Raw genomic sequence first — 17,549 nt, forward strand, 5'->3', positions numbered from 1 at the left:
CACTCCGCGGTCTCTTCCGGATCACGATCAGGCAACTGGGCAGTCAACCCACTAAGGATGTGTGAGGTCTCTTCTCCTGCAGCCACGTCCAACCTTCCTTTAGGCGCATCCATCGGCGCCTCAGGTCCGGCAGGGTAACTGCCCGTCGTGAACGCGTCGTGTGCGACATCTCGGTTTCAAACAGCCCGGTCCGATGCGCCGGGCAGGTCTTGTGAGCGCATGGCTGCCCGATGGAATCCGTCGGGGCGATCGCCCTGCAGCCAATGCACTCATGGCCACTCTAGCTTTGACGGCGCTGCTATGCGTAGCCGCGGGCCCGGACGGGCGTTGTATGTCACACCGCGGCGCGTTCCGTGACGGATGCCACGCGATTGTCACAGCTTCGAAACACCCCGGGTGGTGCGGAATATGGTGGATCGCAGGGACAATGGCTTGAAGCACGCGCCCAAAGGGTGTTGGCTGTTAGTAATGGAAGTCACTTCAAAGGAGGAAACGTGAGCGAGGCCGACGCCGCCACATCGGTAAATGTGGCGGAAAGATTGGGTTTCAAAGATGGGGATCTGATTCAGGAACGCGGCTACGACGACGACGTCGATTTCGACTTGCGTGACGACATTGAAGATGTCACGGGTTCAGAGCTGCTGGATGAAGACGACCACGATGTCGTCGACGCTGTGATCTATTGGTGGCGCGACGGCGACGGAGACCTGGTTGATGCACTGATGGATTCGCTCACCACCCTCAAGGAAGGCGGCGTGGTGTGGGTGCTGACCCCCAAATCAGGTCGCGAGAATTATGTTTCACCGGCTGACATCCAGGATGCCGCCCCGACGTCCGGCTTGCACTTGACCACGTCGGCCGGGGTTTCCAAGGACTGGAGCGCCACCCGCCTGGTGGCTAAGAAGAACAAGTGACGGAAGTCCAGGAATCTTCCGCCCTCTCGGTCGTTCCGGAGGTTGGCCTGCCGGCACCGGACTTCGAGTTGTCCAACCAGTACGGTGAGCCGATCCGGCTTTCGGATTTCAGGGGCCGCAACGTAGTAGTGGTGTTTTATCCGTTCGCTTTCTCCGGCATCTGTACAGGCGAGCTCTGCGAAATCCGCGACAACATTGCGTCCTTCGAGGACTCCGACGCGACGGTGCTGGCTGTTTCCGTGGACAGCAAATTCGCTTTGCGGGCCTACGGTGAGAAGGAAGGTTACGGATTCGACCTGCTGGCAGACTTCTGGCCTCATGGCGCCGTCGCTTCGCAGTATGGGGTTTTCGATGCCCAGAGCGGAATGGCACTGAGGGGCACCTTCATCATCGATTCCGAGGGTATCGTGCGCTACGTGGTGGTCAATCCACGTGGCCAGGCGCGGGATCTCGCGGAATATCGCACAGCCCTGTCGGCCCTTTCGAGGACATAGCGTGGCCAACGCACGGCCAGGGGTGGGCATGACAGGGTTTGCCAGCATGGCGCCGGTGTCCGACGATGCTTTGGCCCCGGACGAGGTGGCTGCCCTGAAGGAAGCCTCCGCCGTCCTTGCCGGCAGGCGGTTGGCCATGCTCACGGGCGCCGGACTCAGTACGGATTCCGGCATCCCGGATTACCGTGGTCCGGGCTCGGCTCCGAGGAAGCCCATGACCTACCAGGAGTTCATTGGCAGTGTGGAGAACCGCCGCCGGTACTGGGCCAGGAACCATCTTGGATGGTCGCACCTCCGGCATGCCGATCCAAACGCCGGCCATGCCGCAGTCGCCTTGATGGAGCAGCGCGGTCTCTTGACCGGGCTCGTCACCCAGAACGTTGACAGGCTCCACGAGGACGCAGGAAGCGTCAATGTAGTGGACCTCCATGGGCGGTTCGACCAGGTCATCTGCCTTGACCAAGGACACACGTTTTCCCGAAAGCTGCTTGCGGCCATCCTGGAGGAACTCAATCCGGGTTTCATAGAGGCCGCACTGGAGGCAGGCGTGGTGGAGATGGCCCCTGACGCCGACGCAATCGTCGAGGATCCGGAATTGATCACGTCCTTCGTGGTGGCAGTGTGCCCCGTATGCGGAGGAACCCTGAAGCCCGACTTCGTCTATTTCGGCGAGAACGTCCCCAAGGACAGGGTGGATCGGGCCTATGCCATGGTGGACAGCGCGGACGCCTTGCTCGTTGCCGGGTCGTCGTTGACCGTGATGAGCGGACTGAGGTTCGTTCGGCACGCGTCCAAAGCGGGCAAACCGGTGGTGATCATCAACAGGGGAACCACCCGTGGAGACGGGTTGGCAACGCTCAAGCTTGATCTCGGCGTCAGCGGTGCCCTGGAGTACTTGTCTCGTGATTTGCCTGATCTGCAGGTCCCCGGGAGCACGATTGGTGTTTCCACCGGATGATCAGGTAGAGTCATTGTTCGTTGGTTGGGACGGCAAGGAAAGAAAGCCGCCAGAACCAAGGTAAGGGTCTTTAGCTCAGCTGGTAGAGCGCCACGTTTACACCGTGGATGTCATCGGTTCGATCCCGGTAGGACCCACCGAACAACCCCGTCATTTCACGCTGAACAGCGTGAAATGGCGGGGTTCTTTTGTTTCGGCCGTCTTTGCCTCCCTTTGCCAGGGCGGAGGTCCATCCTCCTAAAATGTCAGGGCCTCCGCTTAGCGTTCTCTTTCATGGAGCACGTCTTTATTCGTAACAACCCCGACGGCACTCCGGCTGCGGTGGTCAGGGGTACCAGGGAATGGCAGATAGCGGTTGATCCCGTGAGGTGGTTTGAGAGGGTTCCGTGGTGGGAGGACGCTCGTCGGATGCCAAGGGGACAAGGGCGCGTGGACATCGAAGTGTGGCAGGTCCAGGTTCGCCTGGGAAGCAACGCCACGTCGATGCTCGCCACCTGGGAGCTTGTGAGGGACGGAGCCGGCGGGGGATGGCGCCTGAGGGGCGGGGAACTGGCCGTCGCCTGACCTTCCCGGCAAATGGATGAGCTCTCCACCGCGACTATTGGGGGATGCCGCGGTGGAGAGCTCGAAAATGAATATACATTGAACTTTTGGGTTTGGAAAGCTGCGCAGTGGCAACTCTGTCTCTGTGTCGGAAACTGCCTGCCACCGCCACGATCGACCCGCTCATCTTGCCACTATGATGGGAATTGTTCAGCAGACTGGACAGCCGGTTGAGATCGACAAAGGAGAATCATGGCCGATTCCCGTACCACCCGCCCGGATGGGCTGGGTTCTTCATCCCCGGCGCCGGCGGTAACCCGCGCGGCAGCAGTACTGGAGGCCCTGGCGGATTCGCCATCGGGTCGCCTGACGCTCAGTGACTTGTCCCGGGAGCTTGGCATCCCCAAGTCGTCCACGTCCAACCTTCTGCTTGCGCTTGAGGAGGCCCGGCTGATCACCCGTCAAGGTGCCGATTTCGCGTTGGGACGCAAGCTGGTGGAGTTGGGCGCCGCCTATCTCAGCCGCCTCGATGAGGTGCAGGAGTTCTACAAGTACTGTGAGCAGGCGCCAACCCTTTCGGGCGAAACGGTCCGGGTGGCCATGCTTGATGGCGACCACGTTATCTACCTGGCACGTTATGAGGGGCACCCCGCCGTCCGATTAACCTCGAACATCGGCGACAAGATGCCTGTTTCACTGTGCGGGGTTGGCAAGGCGCTCATCGCCCAACTGCACGACCATGACATTGAAGCGATGTTCCCCGATGGCTCGGAGCTCCCGGTCATGACTGCGAACTCCCTGCGAACGGCCGAGGAACTCAAGGCCCAGATTTCCACCATCCGCAAACAGGGCTTCGCCTTCGAGGATGAAGAGTCCACCGTGGGAGTTGTCTGCCTGGCCGTGCCGGTACCCACCCATGGTGCGCACGGCCCAAGCCTGGGCCTCTCCGTCACGGCGCTGAAGGCGACCTATTCGGATGAGCAGGGTGCGCTCATGGTCAAGGAACTCAAGGAGCTGGCGCGTTCGCTGGGCAACCCCATGGGCTAGCGCTCGAATACTCGCATTAAATCTGATTACAACCTTGGCATGTGATCCAACTCGCTGTACGCTGTTCAGCATAGTGACCTTGGCGGTTGATGCCATCACTATCTCGCCGGGCCAACGGGGGCCTGGCGTGATGTTGAGGGAGTGCTTGTGATTACTCGAACCAATGCAAAGCTCGCAGCAGAAGCTGACGACGCTGTTGTTGAACCGGAGCAGCTGCGCAGGGCGACGCTGGCCAGTTCCGTAGGCTCCGCCCTGGAGTACTACGACTTCTATATTTATGGCCTGGCTTCTGCTTTGATCTTCGGGCCGTTGTTCTTCTCTCCTCTGGGACCTGACGGGGCATTGATTGCCTCCTTTGCCACCTACGGCGTCGGGTTTGCGGCGCGTCCGTTCGGTGGCTTGTTCTTTGGCTACATTGGAGACCGCTTCGGCCGGAAAATGGTCCTCATCCTGACCATCGCCCTGATGGGTACGGCAAGCTTTGCCATCGGCCTCCTGCCCACGTTCGAGCAGGCCGGAATGCTCGGGGCTGTCCTCCTGGTTACCTTGCGGATCATCCAGGGCCTGGGGGCGGGCGCTGAGCAGGCCGGCGCCACCACGCTCATCTCGGAAGTCGCGCCGCGCCGCCGTCGTGGTTTCTTTGCTTCCCTGCCTTTCGTCGGAATCCAGTTGGGCACCCTGCTCGGAGCCGGAACTTTTGCGCTCATCGCCATGGCAGACAAGTCGGTGTTGCAAGGTTGGCTGTGGCGCGTACCCTTCCTCGCCAGCTTCATCCTCATCGCCGTCGCCATCTTCATTCGCCTCAAGTTGAAGGAAACGCCGGCGTTCCAGGAACTCGAGAAGCACAAGAACGTCGTCAAGAACCCCATCGGCGCACTGTGGAAGCACTCGAAGAAGAACGTCCTGGTGGGAATCGGACTCCGGATGGGGGAGAACGGAAACTCTTCCATCTACTCCGCATTGCTGGTCTCGTTCATGAGCATGCCGGCGGGCGTCTTCGCCGGCAACAACTCCATCGGTCCTGTCGGCCTGCTCATTGCCGCGGGTTTCGCGGCGATCCTGGTGGTAACTTTCGGTGCTTTGTCGGACCGTTTCGGCCGAGTGCCCGTTTACCGCTACGGGGCCCTGTTCCAAGCCATCATTGCCGTTCCCGCCTTTTACCTGGTCACCCTTGGCAACGTCACCTTGGTGTGGGTGGTCATGGCGGTTGGCATTGCGATCGGCGTCCAGTCGATGCTCGGTCCCCAGTGCCCGCTGCTTCCTGAACTGTTCGGATCCCAATACCGCTTCACGGGTGTTGCCATGAGCCGTGAGATCTCGGCTGTCATCGCCGGTGGTGTGGCTCCACTGCTGGGCGCCGTACTGCTTGCGGCAACCAATCATTCCTGGCTGGTCCTCGCTGTGTATTCGTTGGTCCTTGCCCTGATTTCCTTTGTCACCACGTTCTTCACACCGGAAACGGTTGGCCGTGACCTGGTCAGCACGGAAGACGCCAAGTAGCAGCCGAAGCAGTGCAAAAGGCCCCCGCCCCGTGAGGGAGCGGGGGCCTTTTGGCTGCCCTGCTGGCTTAGTAGAAGTGCACCGGGTCCACGAGGTGGGGCAGTTCGCCGCCGTCGATGAACGTGCGCAGGTTGCTGCAGAAGCGCTCGGCGATGAGCCGGTTTTCCGCGGTGCTGAGCGCCGAGGTGTGCGGGGAGACGAGCACCTTCGGGTGGTTCCAGAGCGGGCTGTCCTGGGGAAGCGGCTCGACGGCGAAGACGTCCAGGCAGGCGTAGGAGACCTGTCCGTTGTTGAGGGCTTCGAGGAGCGCGTCCTCGTCCACCACGGTGCCGCGGCCGACGTTGACGAAGACGGCTCCAGGCTTCATGGCCGAGAAAATCTCCGTGCTGAACAGCTTTTCCGTGTAGGGGGTGCCGGGCAGCGTGTTCACCACGGCATCGGCGTCGGCCACCAGCCCGGCGAGCCCTTCGTTGGTGGTCACTTGGTCAATGCCCTCGATGGCTTCGACGGTGCGCTTGGTGCCACTGACCCGCATGCCCAGGGCCCGGGAGATACGGGCTGTTTCCATGCCGATTTCGCCGAGGCCGGCGATGACCACCTTGGAACCGTTGGCAAGCTTGGTAGGCGTACGCAGGGCGGGCCAGACCTTGGCGGCCTGGTCCTGTGCCATCTCGCCGCTGCGCTTGAAGCCATTGAGGATGCCGAAGGCGGAGAATTCTGCGAGGGGCAGTGCGTGGACACCGGCGGAGGTGGTGACGTGGAACTTACGGAGCGTTTCGGTGTCGAGTCCTGACGCCTTGACGGCTCCACCGGCGCCGGCTGCCATGGCATGGATCCACTGCAGGTGCGGGTTGCTTTGGGCTATCCGCGCCAGTCCGGCGGGGCTTTCGTTGGGGAAGCCGTAGAGGACCTGTGCTTTGTTGAGCATGGCCCAGTAGCGTTCCTCCTGCTCAGGGGTGCGCTTGAAGTCCGGGTCGCCGGCGTGGTCGGCGGGGAAACGCTCCGGAGGCAGCAGGTCCGGCTCGTACAGAACCGTCACGGAAGGGTCTATGGCACGGATCTGCTCTACGTACTCAGCCTCGAGGGGTACAGCGATCGCGATGGTAAGTTCATCAGTCGTCATAGTGTTCATCATACTGAATGGAGGCTAGGATATTGAACAGAGTTCCATCATTTGGGCACATCAGCCGAGGCACCAGTGCCTGTTGCACAAGGAAGTGAGGATCGGCTCCATGACGAGTAAGAGCGTGGGATTTGTAGGTTTGGGTCTCATGGGTGGCCCCATGGCCGCCAACATCGCTGCGGCCGGCTGGGACGTGACCGCATGGAACCGCTCGAGCGCAGCGTTCGACGATCTGGACGGCATCGCACGCGCAGAAAGCGTCGCCGATCTGCGTGACCAGCCCACCCTGATCTTCATGCTCCCCGACTTGCCCTTCATCGAGGCTGCCGCCTCCGGCCTGCTCGACTCCTGGCGGGCGGAGCCACCCAAGCCGGGGACCGCCGTCGTCGTCATGAGCAGCGTCTCCCCAACGGAAGTGCAGCGTTTCGGCGAAACCGTGGAAGCGGCCAGCGGCGGCAATGCCGTGGTGGTCGACGCCCCCGTCAGCGGTGGCACGGTGGGTGCCCTCAAAGGAACCCTCGCCATCATGGTGGGTGCCTCCGAGGCGGATTTCCAACGGCTCCAGCCACTCTTCGCCACCATGGGCACCACTGTTCGACGGATGGGTCCCCTGGGGTCGGGCTCGCTCGCCAAGGCGTGCAACCAGCTGATCGTCGGAAGCACGACGGCGGCACTCGCCGAGGCGGCGGAACTCGCCGAACGTTCGGGCATGGATGTGGCAGCGCTCTACGACGTGTTGTCCGGAGGCCTGGCGGGCAGCCGTGTCCTGGAGGTCGTGGGACCCCGGCTCGCGGCCAAGGACTACACGCCCACAGGCCCGGCCAAGTTCATGCACAAGGACCTCGGATTCCTGCTGGACAGTGCCAAGGCAGCAGGTTCCGCGGTTCCCATGGCCACGGCCGCCATTGAACTCTACGCCGAACTGAAGCGGCAGGGCCTGGGGGACCAGGACCTCGCCGTCGTGCGGCAGGCAATAGCCAACCTGGGCGTGGCATCTCCCGCGTCGCAGGCCTCCAACTAAACCGGCACCAACCAAGAAGGAAAACAACGAACCATGAGTGGATTATTCGACCTGACCGGGCGCGTCGCGTTGGTCACAGGCTCCAGCCGCGGCATCGGCAACGCGCTGGCCCGTGGCTTGGCGGATGCCGGGGCGACGGTGGTGCTCAACGGCATCAGCACGGAGCGCCTGGAATCTGCGCACCAGGCCATGGCCGCTGAGTACCCGGAAGGGCGCGTACACAGCCGTGCGTTCGACGTCACCGATGCCGCTTCCGCCGCCGAAGGCGTGGAGTGGATCGAGAAGAACGTCGGTCCCCTTGACATCCTGGTGAACAACGCCGGAATCCAACACCGCGTCCCGATGCTGGACCTGGACGTCAAGGACTGGGACCGGGTCATCACCACGGACCTCACCAGCGCCTTCCTGGTGGGCCGCGAGGCTGCCCGCCACATGATTCCCCGGGGCCAGGGCAAGATCATCAACATTTGCTCCGTCCAGACGGACCTGGCCCGTCCCACCATTGCACCGTACGTCGCTGCCAAGGGTGGCTTGCGCAACCTCACCCGTGCCATGACGGCTGAATGGGCGGCTTCCGGCCTTCAGATCAACGGCATCGCCCCGGGGTACATCCACACTGAAATGACGCAGAACCTGGTTGACGATTCCGACTTCAACTCCTGGATCCTCGGCCGCACGCCGGCCAACCGCTGGGGTACCGTTGCCGACCTGGCAGGCCCCACGGTATGGCTCGCCTCGCAGGCTTCGAACTTCGTCAACGGCCAAACCATCTTTGTCGATGGCGGAATGACGGTGGTGGTCTGATGGGCATCGCACTTCCTTCCTCCGGACCGGCAGTGGTTGCCCACGGCAAGGGCGACCTCCGCATCGAAGACATCCCGCTGGCGACTCCGGCAGCTGACGAGTCGGTCGTGGAGATCGCCTACGGCGGCATCTGCGGATCAGACCTTCACTACTGGCTGCACGGGGCTGCCGGTGAGTCCATCCTCAAGGCACCCATGGTGCTGGGACACGAAATCGTTGGCGTGGTTGTGCAGCAGGCAGCCGACGGAAGCGGTCCGGGCGTCGGTACGCCCGTTGCTGTCCACCCTGCCACTCCGGCACCGGGCGATGTCAGGTACCCCGAGGACCGGCCCAACCTCTCCCCGGGATGTACCTACCTGGGCAGTGCGGCTCGTTACCCCCACACCGATGGCGCCTTCAGCCGCTACGCCAACCTTCCGTCCCGCATGCTGCGCGAATTGCCGGCGTCCCTGGACCTGCGGACAGCCGCCCTGGTTGAGCCGGCGAGCGTCGCGTGGCACGCCGTCGCCCGCGCCGGTGATGTGGCGGGCAAGAGCGCCCTGGTGATCGGCAGCGGTCCGATCGGTGCCTTGACGGTCGCCGTCCTGAAGCGGGCCGGAGCGTCCCGGATTGTCGCCGTCGACATGCATGACAAGCCACTGGAAATCGCCCGGGCCGTGGGCGCCGATGCTGTCCTGAAGGGTGACGACGCCGAGGCAATCGCGGCAGTGGACGCGGACATCGTCGTCGAATCCTCGGGCAGCCACTTCGGTCTCGCGTCAGCCATCAAGGGTGCCACCCGCGGCGGCAAGGTGGTGATGGTGGGTCTCTTGCCATCCGGCCCGCAGCCCGTGTTCATTTCGCTGGCCATCACCCGCGAGCTGGAATTGCTGGGCTCGTTCCGCTTCAACGACGAAATCGACCAGGTCATCGCCGCGTTGGCTGACGGTTCATTGTCGGTGGATCCGGTGGTCACGCACGAGTTCGACCTCGCGCACGGACTGGAAGCGTTCGAAGTCGCCAGGAACTCCGCCGAATCCGGGAAGGTCCTCCTGAACTTCCAGGACTAGTTCCGGGCTACCGGCACGAAGACGCGGGGCTGGCCGTCCCAGCTGGGGGCCAGCTCCGCGATAGTCTGCTTCATGATCCTGCCGGAGGCTTCGCGGGCGCCCTTGCCGTCCCCGGAGTTGATGGCATGGGCAACGTCGATGTGCCACTGCAGTGCTTGCTGCTGCGGGTGCTCGGGCATCAAACCGTGGACCGTCCGGCCCGTCAAGGTCTCCGTTACCTGGCCGATCAGGTTGGCGAACATCTCGTTGCCGGATCCGGAAAGGACCAGGGCGTGGAACCGGATATCCAGGTCCAGGAACGTGGCCATGTCTCCGGCATCGCCGGACTTCTTCATGGCCAGGGAGATGTCCACGAGCTCCTGCCGGAGCGTTGCCGGGGCGTTTCCGGCGGCAAGTTCGGCAGCCACGGGCTCGACGGCGGAACGCAACTCTGCGAGCGACCTCAACTGCGCGCCGCGTCCTTCGCCGGCAAGGCGCCAGCGGATCACCAACGGGTCGAAAGGGTTCCAGCGGTGGGCGGGCAGGACCCGGATGCCTACGCGCTTGATGGTCTCGACAAGGCCGAGGGATTGAAGGACCCGAACGGCTTCGCGCACCACCGAGCGCGATACGTTCAATTCGTCTTCCAAGTGTTCCGCCAGCATGACGTGCCCTGTCGGCAGGGTACCGCCGACGATCCGGGTACCCAGGTGCTCGACGGCGCGGTGGTGGAGGCTGGTTGACATAGAGGTAAGCATAGTGGCGGGCGAAGGTCCTGCGCGCGCAGCGTGCGTGGGTGGCGCCCGGGATCCGATGCCCGGACGGAACGGCCGCAACCTAGACTGTTTATGACGCGGCAGTGTCCCACAACGTGGGCGATGCTTCCGGCCCACGGCTTAAATACGTATGGTTTATTACAGCCCCTGTTTATCAAAATCGCTTCCTGCATGCCCGCAGGACTGACTGCACACGATCGAATTGGAGTTTTGATGTCAGCACACATCGGTGTCACCGGCCTAGCGGTGATGGGCGCCAACCTGGCCCGTAACCTTGCCCGCAACGGCTTCACCGTGGCACTTCACAACCGCTCCGTGGAAAAGACCGACGCCCTGCTGGAGAAGCACGGATCCGAAGGCGACTTCATCCGCACGGAAACGCTGCAGGAACTCGTCGACTCGCTGGAGAAGCCCCGCCGCGTCCTGATCATGGTCAAGGCCGGCGCTCCGGTGGACAACGTGATCGAGCAGCTTGAGCCTTTGCTCGAAGCCGGGGACATCATCATCGACGCCGGCAACTCGCACTACGAGGACACCCGCCGCCGCGAAGCTGCCCTGGCCAAGAAGGACCTGCACTTCGTGGGCGTTGGCGTCTCCGGCGGTGAGGAAGGTGCCCTGAACGGCCCGTCCATCATGCCTGGCGGTTCCCGCGAGTCCTACGATGCCCTTGGCCCGCTGCTGGAGAAGATCTCCGCCAAGGTCGACGGCGAACCGTGCTGCGCGTGGGTGGGCACCGATGGTGCCGGCCACTTCGTGAAGATGGTCCACAACGGCATCGAGTACGCCGACATGCAGGTCATTGGCGAAGCGTTCGACCTCCTGCGTTCCGGTGCAGGCATTGAGCCGGCCGAGCAGTCCAAGATCTTCGCTGAGTGGAACAAGGGCGACCTGTCCTCCTTCCTGATCGAAATCTCCGCCGAGGTCCTGGGCCACGTCGATGCCAAGACCGGCAAGCCGTTCGTTGACGTCGTGGTGGACGCTGCCGGCCAGAAGGGCACCGGCCGCTGGACGGTCATTTCCGCCCTGGAACTCGGTTCGCCGGTTTCGGGCATTGCCGAGTCCGTGTTCGCCCGGGCCCTGTCGTCCCAGGCAGAACAGCGCAAGCTGGGCCAGGAACTGCTCGCCGGTGAGGAAGCCGCCGTCGAAATCCCCGAGACGTTCATTGAGGACGTCCGCCAGGCGCTGTACGCCTCCAAGCTGGTCTCCTACGCCCAGGGCCTGGACATGCTGACCTCCGCCGCGAAGGAATACGGCTGGGACCTCAAGCTGGACGAGATCGCCTCCCTGTGGCGTGCAGGCTGCATCATCCGTGCGGAACTGCTCAAGGACATCACCAAGGCCTACGCAGCCGAAGAGAAGCCGGCCAACCTGCTGTTCGCGCCGGCGTTCACCAAGGCCATCGCCGAAGTCCTTCCGGCCTGGCGCCGCGTGGTGGCCACCGCTGTCCAGCTGGGCATTCCGGTACCGGTGTTCTCCTCCTCGCTCGCGTACTACGACGGCCTGCGCCGCAAGCGCGTTGCCGCTGCCCTGATCCAGGGCCAGCGCGACCTCTTCGGTGCACACACCTACGGCCGCGTAGACGCCGAAGGCACGTTCCACACCCTGTGGGGCGAAGACAAGTCCGAAATCTCGGCCGTCGACACCCACTGATTGCAAAACCGCCGAAGGCCGGTTCCTCCCTTATAGGCTGGGAGGAACCGGCCTTTGCCGTATTCAGGGTTGAGGAGCACCAGATGAGCGAACCCACCGCCTTTGTCACGGGCGCTTCCACCGGAATCGGCTACGCAGCTGCCTTGGCCTTGCGAACGGCCGGTTTCACCGTCTACGCAGGGGCCCGACGAGTGGAGAAGATGGAGCCGCTGAAGGTTCAGGGCATCCACGTCCTTTCCCTGGACGTCACCGACGACGCATCGATGGTGTCCGCAGTCCGTCACGTGGAGAATGCGCAAGGACAGGTGGATGTCCTGGTGAACAATGCCGGCTACGGGTCCTACGGCTCCTTGGAAGAAGTCCCGCTCTCCGAGGGCCGGCGGCAGTTCGAGGTCAACGTCGTGGGCCTGGCACGGATGTCCCAGCTGGTCATTCCGGGTATGCGGCGAAAGGGCGCCGGCCGGATCATCAATATCTCATCCATCGGCGGGAAGATGTACGAGCCACTCGGCGCCTGGTATCACGGGACCAAGTTCGCCGTGGAGGGCATGAGCGATTCATTGCGCCTGGAACTTAAACCGCACGGCATCGATGTGGTGATCATCGAACCGTCCGGAACGGACACGGAGTGGGGAACCATCGCCGGTGAAGGCCTCATGCTGGCTTCCGGCAGCGGACCCTACAAGGACCAGGCACACGTCATGGCTGCCGCGCTGGCTTCCACCTCGGGGCAGGTGCTGTCCACACCGCCGGACGATGTGGCCAGGGCCGTCGCCAGGGCGGCAACGGCAAAACGCCCCAGGACCCGATACCCGGTGGGCAGGGGAGCCTGGAGCGTCCTGGCGTTGCGAAGGATACTCCCGGACCGTGTGTTCGACACGGTGCTGTGGAATTCCTATCAGAGGTTTGTCCGCTAGATCCGGTACTCGATGTAGTACTCGGCCGGGTCGACGGCGGGCTTGGTTTCGGACTTGGCGTCGCGGTGCCGCCACGTGGCCGGGACGCCGGTGATGATGGACTCCGGCGGAGCGTTCTTGACCACCACTGCATTGGCACCCACGGCGCTGTCCGCGCCAATGGTGATGGGTCCCAGGACCTTGGCGCCTGCGCCGATGGTCACGCGGTCGCCGATGGTGGGGTGGCGCTTGACCTTGGCCAGGGACCGTCCTCCGAGGGTTACCCCGTGGTAGATCATCACGTCGTCGCCGATTTCGGAAGTCTCGCCGATCACCACACCCATGCCGTGGTCAATGAAGAAGCGGCGGCCGATGGTGGCTCCGGGGTGGATCTCGATACCGGTGAGGAAGCGTGCAAGCTGCGAAATCAGGCGGGCCGGGAAGCGGAGGGCCGGGTTCTGCCACAGCTTGTGGGTTAAGCGGTGTGCCCAGATGGCGTGGAGGCCGGAATAGGCAAAAAAGTTCTCAAAAGAGCCTCGAGCCGCCGGGTCGTGTGACCGGGCGGCGTCGAGGTCTTCCTTAAGCCTTGCGAAGAAACTCACAAAGACCTTTCTACAGGAATGAATATTGGCGGGCGAAGAATCAGCCGCGGATATCGTCAAACAGGACAGTGGAGATGTAACGTTCGCCGAAGTCGCAGACCACGGCAACGATCAGCTTGCCTGCGTTTTCCGGGCGCTTGGCCAGTTCCAGTGCGCCCCAGACGATGGCTCCGGAGGAGATACCGCCCAGGATGCCTTCGCGGGCACCGAGTTCGCGCGCAACGCGGACAGAGTCTTCCAAGGTGGCGTCAAGCACTTCGTCGTAGACGTTGGTGTCCAGGATTTCGGGGACGAAGTTTGCTCCGAGGCCTTGGATCTTGTGCGGACCGGGTGCGCCACCGTTGAGGATGGGGGAGTCCTTGGGCTCCACGGCCACGATCTGGACGCCCGGCTTGCGCTCCTTAAGGACCTGCCCGACGCCGGTAATGGTTCCGCCGGTGCCCACGCCGGAGACGAAGATGTCCACTTCGCCGTCGGTGTCGGCCCAGACTTCTTCGGCAGTGGTTTCACGGTGGACCTGCGGGTTGGCCTCGTTGGCGAACTGGCGTGCCCAAATGGAGTTCTCGGTGTTGGCCACGATTTCCTGGGCCTTTTCCACGGCGCCACGCATGCCTTCGGAACCCGGGGTCAGCACGATCTCGGCGCCGTAGGCGCGAAGCATGACACGGCGCTCGGTGGACATGGTCTCCGGCATGGTCAGGATGACCTTGTAACCACGGGCGGCACCAACCAGGGCCAAAGCGATGCCGGTGTTGCCGGACGTACCTTCAACGATGGTTCCGCCAGGCTTCAGGGCGCCGGACTTTTCGGCGGCGTCGATGATGGCTACGCCGATGCGGTCCTTGACGCTGTTGGCCGGGTTGTAGAACTCGAGCTTGACTGCGACAGTGGCGCCAAGTCCTTCGGTAAGGCGGTTCAAGCGGACAAGCGGGGTGCGTCCAACCAGCTGGGTGACGTCGTCGTAGATCCTTGCCATGAAAATGTATGCCTATCTCTCAAGAGGGAATGCTGAGGTCAGCCTAACCAGCAGCGCCGAAACCCTGCTAAGCAATTAGCCATGCAGAGTAATATTTCCGGGCTTTTGCCAGCTTCGGGTTAATAATCACCTGGCAATAGCCCTGGTTGGGGAACTTTGCGTAGTAGTTCTGGTGAATATCCTCGGCTTCGTAGAAGTCGCCCAAGCGGCTGACCTCCGTGACGATCGGATGCTGCCACAGGGACTGCGCACGTTCGATCGCTTCTTCGAAGAGGATCTTCTCCTCGGTGGTGGTGTAGAACATGGACGAGCGGTACTGGGTGCCGACGTCGTATCCCTGGCGGTTCAAGGTGGTGGGGTCGTGCAGGGCGAAGAACATGTCCAGGATGACTTCGGCGGGCACCACGGATTCGTCGAAGGTCACTGCCACCACCTCGGCATGGCCAGTGGTTCCGGAGCAGACCTCGTAGTAGTCGGGATTGCGGAGATGGCCGCCGGTGTAGCCGGAAACGACAGACTGTACGCCGCGGGTTTTCTGGTAGACGGCATCGAGGCACCAGAAGCAGCCGCCGCCAAGTACGAAAGTTTTCATGGTCTCTTCAATGGATCGGACGGACTGATGATTCCCGCAATACCTTACGGGACGGTGACGGAGATCGACAGGATGCTGGGGTTGGTGGCAGGTCACACCCTGACCGATCCGTTGCGGTAGGTAAGAATAAGAGTATGGAAGCAGTAGACACCGCCCATTCCGTTGCGGACTCCAGCGACGACGCCGGAACAGTTGAAGACAACGGTGAACCGACACTGGGCCAGGTGCTCCTGGCTGTGGAGGAACTCTGGCCGGAGTCCCTGGCCGAAGACTGGGATGAGGTTGGCTTGGTTGTCGGGCGGCCTGACTCCCCGGTAACCAAGGTCCTCTTCGCTGTGGATCCGACGCTTGAAGTGATCGACGAGGCCATTGAGTGGGGTGCCGAACTCCTGATTACCCACCATCCCTTGCTGCTCAGGGGCGTGAACTCGGTAGCCGCCACTACTGCCAAAGGCCTGGCCGTCCATCGCCTGATCGAGGCGGGAACCGGGTTGCTGACGGTCCATACCAATGGTGACTCAGCCGTCGGGGGAGTCTCCGATGTGCTGGCGCACGCCTTCGGCCTGGACAACGTCAGCCCGCTGACCACGGCCGCGAACGGCCTGCCCGAGGAAGGCATCGGCAGGGTTGGCGATCTGCCCGAACTCATGACCCTCGGAGATTTTGCCGCCCGGGTTTTCGGCGTGCTGCCGGCCGTTGCAGGGGGCGTGCGCGTGGCGGGTGACAAGGACGGATTGGTGCGGCGCGTTGCGGTGTGCGGCGGCGCCGGTGACAGCCTGTTCGATGCCGTTCGGGCCAACCAGGCCGACGTTTACGTGACTGCCGACATGCGGCACCACCCGGCCTCGGAAGCCCGCGAGGCGGCTGTGAACGACCGGCCATACCTTATTGACGTTTCGCACTTTGCCAGCGAATGGCTGTGGCTGCCGGTGGCCGCCGAAGCGTTGTCGAACGTACTTAAGGATCAAGGACACGATGTGGAGATCCGGGTCAGCAGCGCCAACAGCGATCCCTGGGACTTCATCCTGACTCCCGGCGGGGACTAGCATCAACAAGACAGCGGCCGGCACTGACCAGCGGTGCCGGCAACAGACAGGTGGAGGTAAGCGTGGCGAAGGCAGCACCGGCAGAACAACTCAAATTGCTTGAACTGCAGGGCCTTGATGCCAAGCTGAAGTCGCTGGCGGGCCAGCGGAAGGTACTGGAAAACGATCCCCGCATCACCGACCTGCAGGACGCCCTGAATGTGGCGAACGGCGAACTCGGTGCGGCGAAGCTCGCCGTCCACGATTCCGAGGCGGAGTTGCGGCGTTCGGAAGCGGATGTGGAGCAGGTGGTCAGCCGCATCGAGCGCGACGAAGCCTGGCTCAACAGCGGCACCGGACTGTCCAAGGACCTGGTGGCGCTGCAGAACGACATCGCTTCCCTGAACAAGCGCCGGTCGGACCTGGAAGATGTGGAGTTGGAGATTCTTGAGCGCCTCGACGGGCTCCGCGAACGCCAAGCTGCCCAGCAGGCGATAGTGGATGACATCCAGGGTTCCTTTGGGAGCATCCGGGCCGAACTGGACCAGGAGATTGCCCGCATCGCGTCGGAGGAAGCAGTCGTCCGTGGCGAACGGGCTGCCTTCGCGGAGGCCTTGGACCAGGGCATGGTGGCCATTTATGAGAAGACCATCGCCAAGCGCGGCGTGGGTGCTGCCCGCCTTTTCCATGGAAAGTCTGAAGGCTCGGGGATGACGCTCAGCCCCGGCGACCTCGCCGAAGTCAAGGCCGCGGCCGAGGACGACATCGTCTTCTGCCCCGATTCCGGCTGCATCCTGGTCCGCTCGGCGGAGTGGAACTAGCCCGCCAGGATGATGTTGAGGGCATGCGGCTTGCGGGCCGTGCCCTCAACAAGTTCGCTGGTCCACACCTCGCTGGCTGCCTTCAGGAGTTGGGCGGGGGTGGCGGGAGCTTTTCCGCGCCTGGTCAGCAGGTGCCGGGCCAATTCACCGCGGGTGTGCTTGGCGAAGTGGCTCACCACCGTGCGCTTGCCCTTGGCTTCAGTGAACACGTTGACGGTCACCGTTTGATCTGCCGGTGGCGCCCAAGCGGCCGCATAGGTACTGGACCGGCAGTCAACCAGCAGCTCGCCTTCGGAGCGCTTGGCGAGGGCGGCAGCCAGCTGCGGCTTCCAGTACGAGGCGAGGCGTCCGACGTCGGGCAGTGCGGTTCCCATGGACAGCCGGTAGGCGGGCACATGGTCGCCAAAGCCGATGGCGCCCCACAGGGCGGAAACCACCAGGATTGATTCGGCAGCCTTGCGGCGCTGCGTGGGGGTCAGGCTGTTGTACCCGAGGGCGTCGTACAGGACGCCGGAGTAGACCTGGTGGGCTGGGGCGGCCGGTTCCGAGTGCAGCCTGGTGTTGCGTTCGACGTCGTCACGCAGCGAGGCGCCGACGCCGAGTAACGCGAGGGCGTCTTCATGCGCGCTGACGGTCCCCAGCGCCTCCAGGACCCTGGCCCGGGAGGTGTTCAAGTCCGGGAAGCTCAGCGCCTCCCAGTCGATGGAGGGTCCTTTGGCAGCGGGTGTCTTGCCTTCGGAAGGCGGCAGGAGAATCAGCACCAGTCGATATTACCGGTG

General features: G+C 63.1%; 19 protein-coding genes and 1 tRNA gene. 14 read left to right on the forward strand and 6 right to left on the reverse strand.

Annotated features, from left to right (window positions below):
* Positions 1-494: 494 nt before the first annotated feature.
* From ACIQTZ_RS02615 to ACIQTZ_RS02645, 7 genes are all read left to right on the forward strand, one after another.
* Complete coding sequence (locus ACIQTZ_RS02615) at positions 495-914, forward strand: DUF3052 domain-containing protein (protein WP_397321510.1); 420 nt, start codon at positions 495-497, stop codon at positions 912-914.
* Positions 911-1,408: a peroxiredoxin gene (locus tag ACIQTZ_RS02620; RefSeq protein ID WP_400331673.1), complete on the forward strand. Its 498-nt coding sequence runs from the start codon at positions 911-913 to the stop codon at positions 1,406-1,408. The genes ACIQTZ_RS02615 and ACIQTZ_RS02620 overlap by 4 nt, the downstream gene beginning before the upstream one ends.
* 1 nt (position 1,409) lies before the next feature.
* The gene (locus ACIQTZ_RS02625; RefSeq protein WP_402977288.1) at positions 1,410-2,366 is read left to right on the forward strand and encodes an NAD-dependent protein deacetylase; all 957 of its coding nucleotides are present in this window, start codon (positions 1,410-1,412) and stop codon (positions 2,364-2,366) included.
* A 64-nt stretch (positions 2,367-2,430) separates the two neighbouring features.
* Positions 2,431-2,503: transfer RNA gene (locus ACIQTZ_RS02630), tRNA-Val, on the forward strand.
* A 292-nt stretch (positions 2,504-2,795) separates the two neighbouring features.
* Positions 2,796-2,930: a hypothetical protein gene (locus ACIQTZ_RS02635; RefSeq protein ID WP_402977291.1), complete on the forward strand. Its 135-nt coding sequence runs from the start codon at positions 2,796-2,798 to the stop codon at positions 2,928-2,930.
* A 231-nt stretch (positions 2,931-3,161) separates the two neighbouring features.
* Positions 3,162-3,956, forward strand: a complete 795-nt coding sequence (locus tag ACIQTZ_RS02640) for an IclR family transcriptional regulator (protein ID WP_402977293.1) — start codon at positions 3,162-3,164, stop codon at positions 3,954-3,956.
* Between the two features lie 141 nt (positions 3,957-4,097).
* Positions 4,098-5,456, forward strand: a complete 1,359-nt coding sequence (locus ACIQTZ_RS02645) for an MFS transporter (protein WP_400331682.1) — start codon at positions 4,098-4,100, stop codon at positions 5,454-5,456.
* A 67-nt stretch (positions 5,457-5,523) separates the two neighbouring features.
* Here the strand turns inward: ACIQTZ_RS02645 and ACIQTZ_RS02650 are convergent, their stop codons facing one another.
* Positions 5,524-6,591, reverse strand: coding sequence for a D-2-hydroxyacid dehydrogenase (locus ACIQTZ_RS02650; RefSeq protein WP_402977296.1), 1,068 nt, complete (start codon positions 6,589-6,591; stop codon positions 5,524-5,526).
* 97 nt (positions 6,592-6,688) lie between these two features.
* Here ACIQTZ_RS02650 and ACIQTZ_RS02655 point away from each other — a divergent pair, with 97 nt between their 5' ends.
* Genes ACIQTZ_RS02655 through ACIQTZ_RS02665 form a run of 3 tightly spaced genes read left to right on the forward strand, consistent with a single transcriptional unit; the run spans position 6,689 to position 9,453 of the window.
* Entirely contained in the window at positions 6,689-7,600 is a 912-nt protein-coding gene (locus ACIQTZ_RS02655; protein ID WP_402977298.1) for an NAD(P)-dependent oxidoreductase, read from the forward strand.
* Positions 7,601-7,633: 33 nt separating this feature from the next.
* Complete coding sequence (locus ACIQTZ_RS02660; RefSeq protein WP_400331690.1) at positions 7,634-8,404, forward strand: SDR family oxidoreductase; 771 nt, start codon at positions 7,634-7,636, stop codon at positions 8,402-8,404.
* Entirely contained in the window at positions 8,404-9,453 is a 1,050-nt protein-coding gene (locus ACIQTZ_RS02665) for an L-idonate 5-dehydrogenase (protein WP_400331693.1), read from the forward strand. The genes ACIQTZ_RS02660 and ACIQTZ_RS02665 overlap by 1 nt, the downstream gene beginning before the upstream one ends.
* Here ACIQTZ_RS02665 and ACIQTZ_RS02670 read toward each other — a convergent pair.
* Positions 9,450-10,178, reverse strand: coding sequence for a FadR/GntR family transcriptional regulator (locus ACIQTZ_RS02670; protein ID WP_402943076.1), 729 nt, complete (start codon positions 10,176-10,178; stop codon positions 9,450-9,452). The genes ACIQTZ_RS02665 and ACIQTZ_RS02670 overlap by 4 nt on opposite strands.
* Before the next feature lie 243 nt (positions 10,179-10,421).
* Here ACIQTZ_RS02670 and gndA point away from each other — a divergent pair, with 243 nt between their 5' ends.
* Positions 10,422-11,858 carry an NADP-dependent phosphogluconate dehydrogenase gene (gndA, locus tag ACIQTZ_RS02675; protein WP_402977301.1) on the forward strand — a complete coding sequence of 479 codons (1,437 nt, stop codon included), beginning with the start codon at positions 10,422-10,424 and terminating at the stop codon, positions 11,856-11,858.
* Between the two features lie 83 nt (positions 11,859-11,941).
* Positions 11,942-12,775, forward strand: a complete 834-nt coding sequence (locus ACIQTZ_RS02680; RefSeq protein WP_402977304.1) for an oxidoreductase — start codon at positions 11,942-11,944, stop codon at positions 12,773-12,775.
* Here ACIQTZ_RS02680 and epsC read toward each other — a convergent pair.
* From epsC to msrA, 3 genes are all read right to left on the reverse strand, one after another.
* Entirely contained in the window at positions 12,772-13,356 is a 585-nt protein-coding gene (gene epsC, locus ACIQTZ_RS02685; RefSeq protein ID WP_397321523.1) for a serine O-acetyltransferase EpsC, read from the reverse strand. The genes ACIQTZ_RS02680 and epsC overlap by 4 nt on opposite strands.
* Positions 13,357-13,396: 40 nt before the next feature.
* The gene (cysK, locus tag ACIQTZ_RS02690; protein WP_397321524.1) at positions 13,397-14,332 is read right to left on the reverse strand and encodes a cysteine synthase A; all 936 of its coding nucleotides are present in this window, start codon (positions 14,330-14,332) and stop codon (positions 13,397-13,399) included.
* Positions 14,333-14,399: 67 nt separating this feature from the next.
* Positions 14,400-14,924 carry a peptide-methionine (S)-S-oxide reductase MsrA gene (msrA, locus tag ACIQTZ_RS02695; protein ID WP_397321525.1) on the reverse strand — a complete coding sequence of 175 codons (525 nt, stop codon included), beginning with the start codon at positions 14,922-14,924 and terminating at the stop codon, positions 14,400-14,402.
* 134 nt (positions 14,925-15,058) lie between these two features.
* On the opposite strand from msrA, the gene ACIQTZ_RS02700 reads away from it, so the two are divergent.
* Together ACIQTZ_RS02700 and ACIQTZ_RS02705 are read left to right on the forward strand one after the other, a co-directional pair.
* Positions 15,059-15,970, forward strand: coding sequence for a Nif3-like dinuclear metal center hexameric protein (locus tag ACIQTZ_RS02700; RefSeq protein ID WP_402977311.1), 912 nt, complete (start codon positions 15,059-15,061; stop codon positions 15,968-15,970).
* 62 nt (positions 15,971-16,032) lie between these two features.
* The gene (locus tag ACIQTZ_RS02705; RefSeq protein WP_402977313.1) at positions 16,033-16,770 is read left to right on the forward strand and encodes a zinc ribbon domain-containing protein; all 738 of its coding nucleotides are present in this window, start codon (positions 16,033-16,035) and stop codon (positions 16,768-16,770) included.
* Here the strand turns inward: ACIQTZ_RS02705 and ACIQTZ_RS02710 are convergent.
* Positions 16,767-17,531 carry a YaaA family protein gene (locus ACIQTZ_RS02710; protein ID WP_402977316.1) on the reverse strand — a complete coding sequence of 255 codons (765 nt, stop codon included), beginning with the start codon at positions 17,529-17,531 and terminating at the stop codon, positions 16,767-16,769. The two genes, ACIQTZ_RS02705 and ACIQTZ_RS02710, sit on opposite strands and share 4 nt — an antisense overlap.
* Positions 17,532-17,549: the final 18 nt, after the last annotated feature.

The organism is Paenarthrobacter sp. NPDC090520, from assembly GCF_044769205.1.
Classification (GTDB): domain Bacteria; phylum Actinomycetota; class Actinomycetes; order Actinomycetales; family Micrococcaceae; genus Arthrobacter.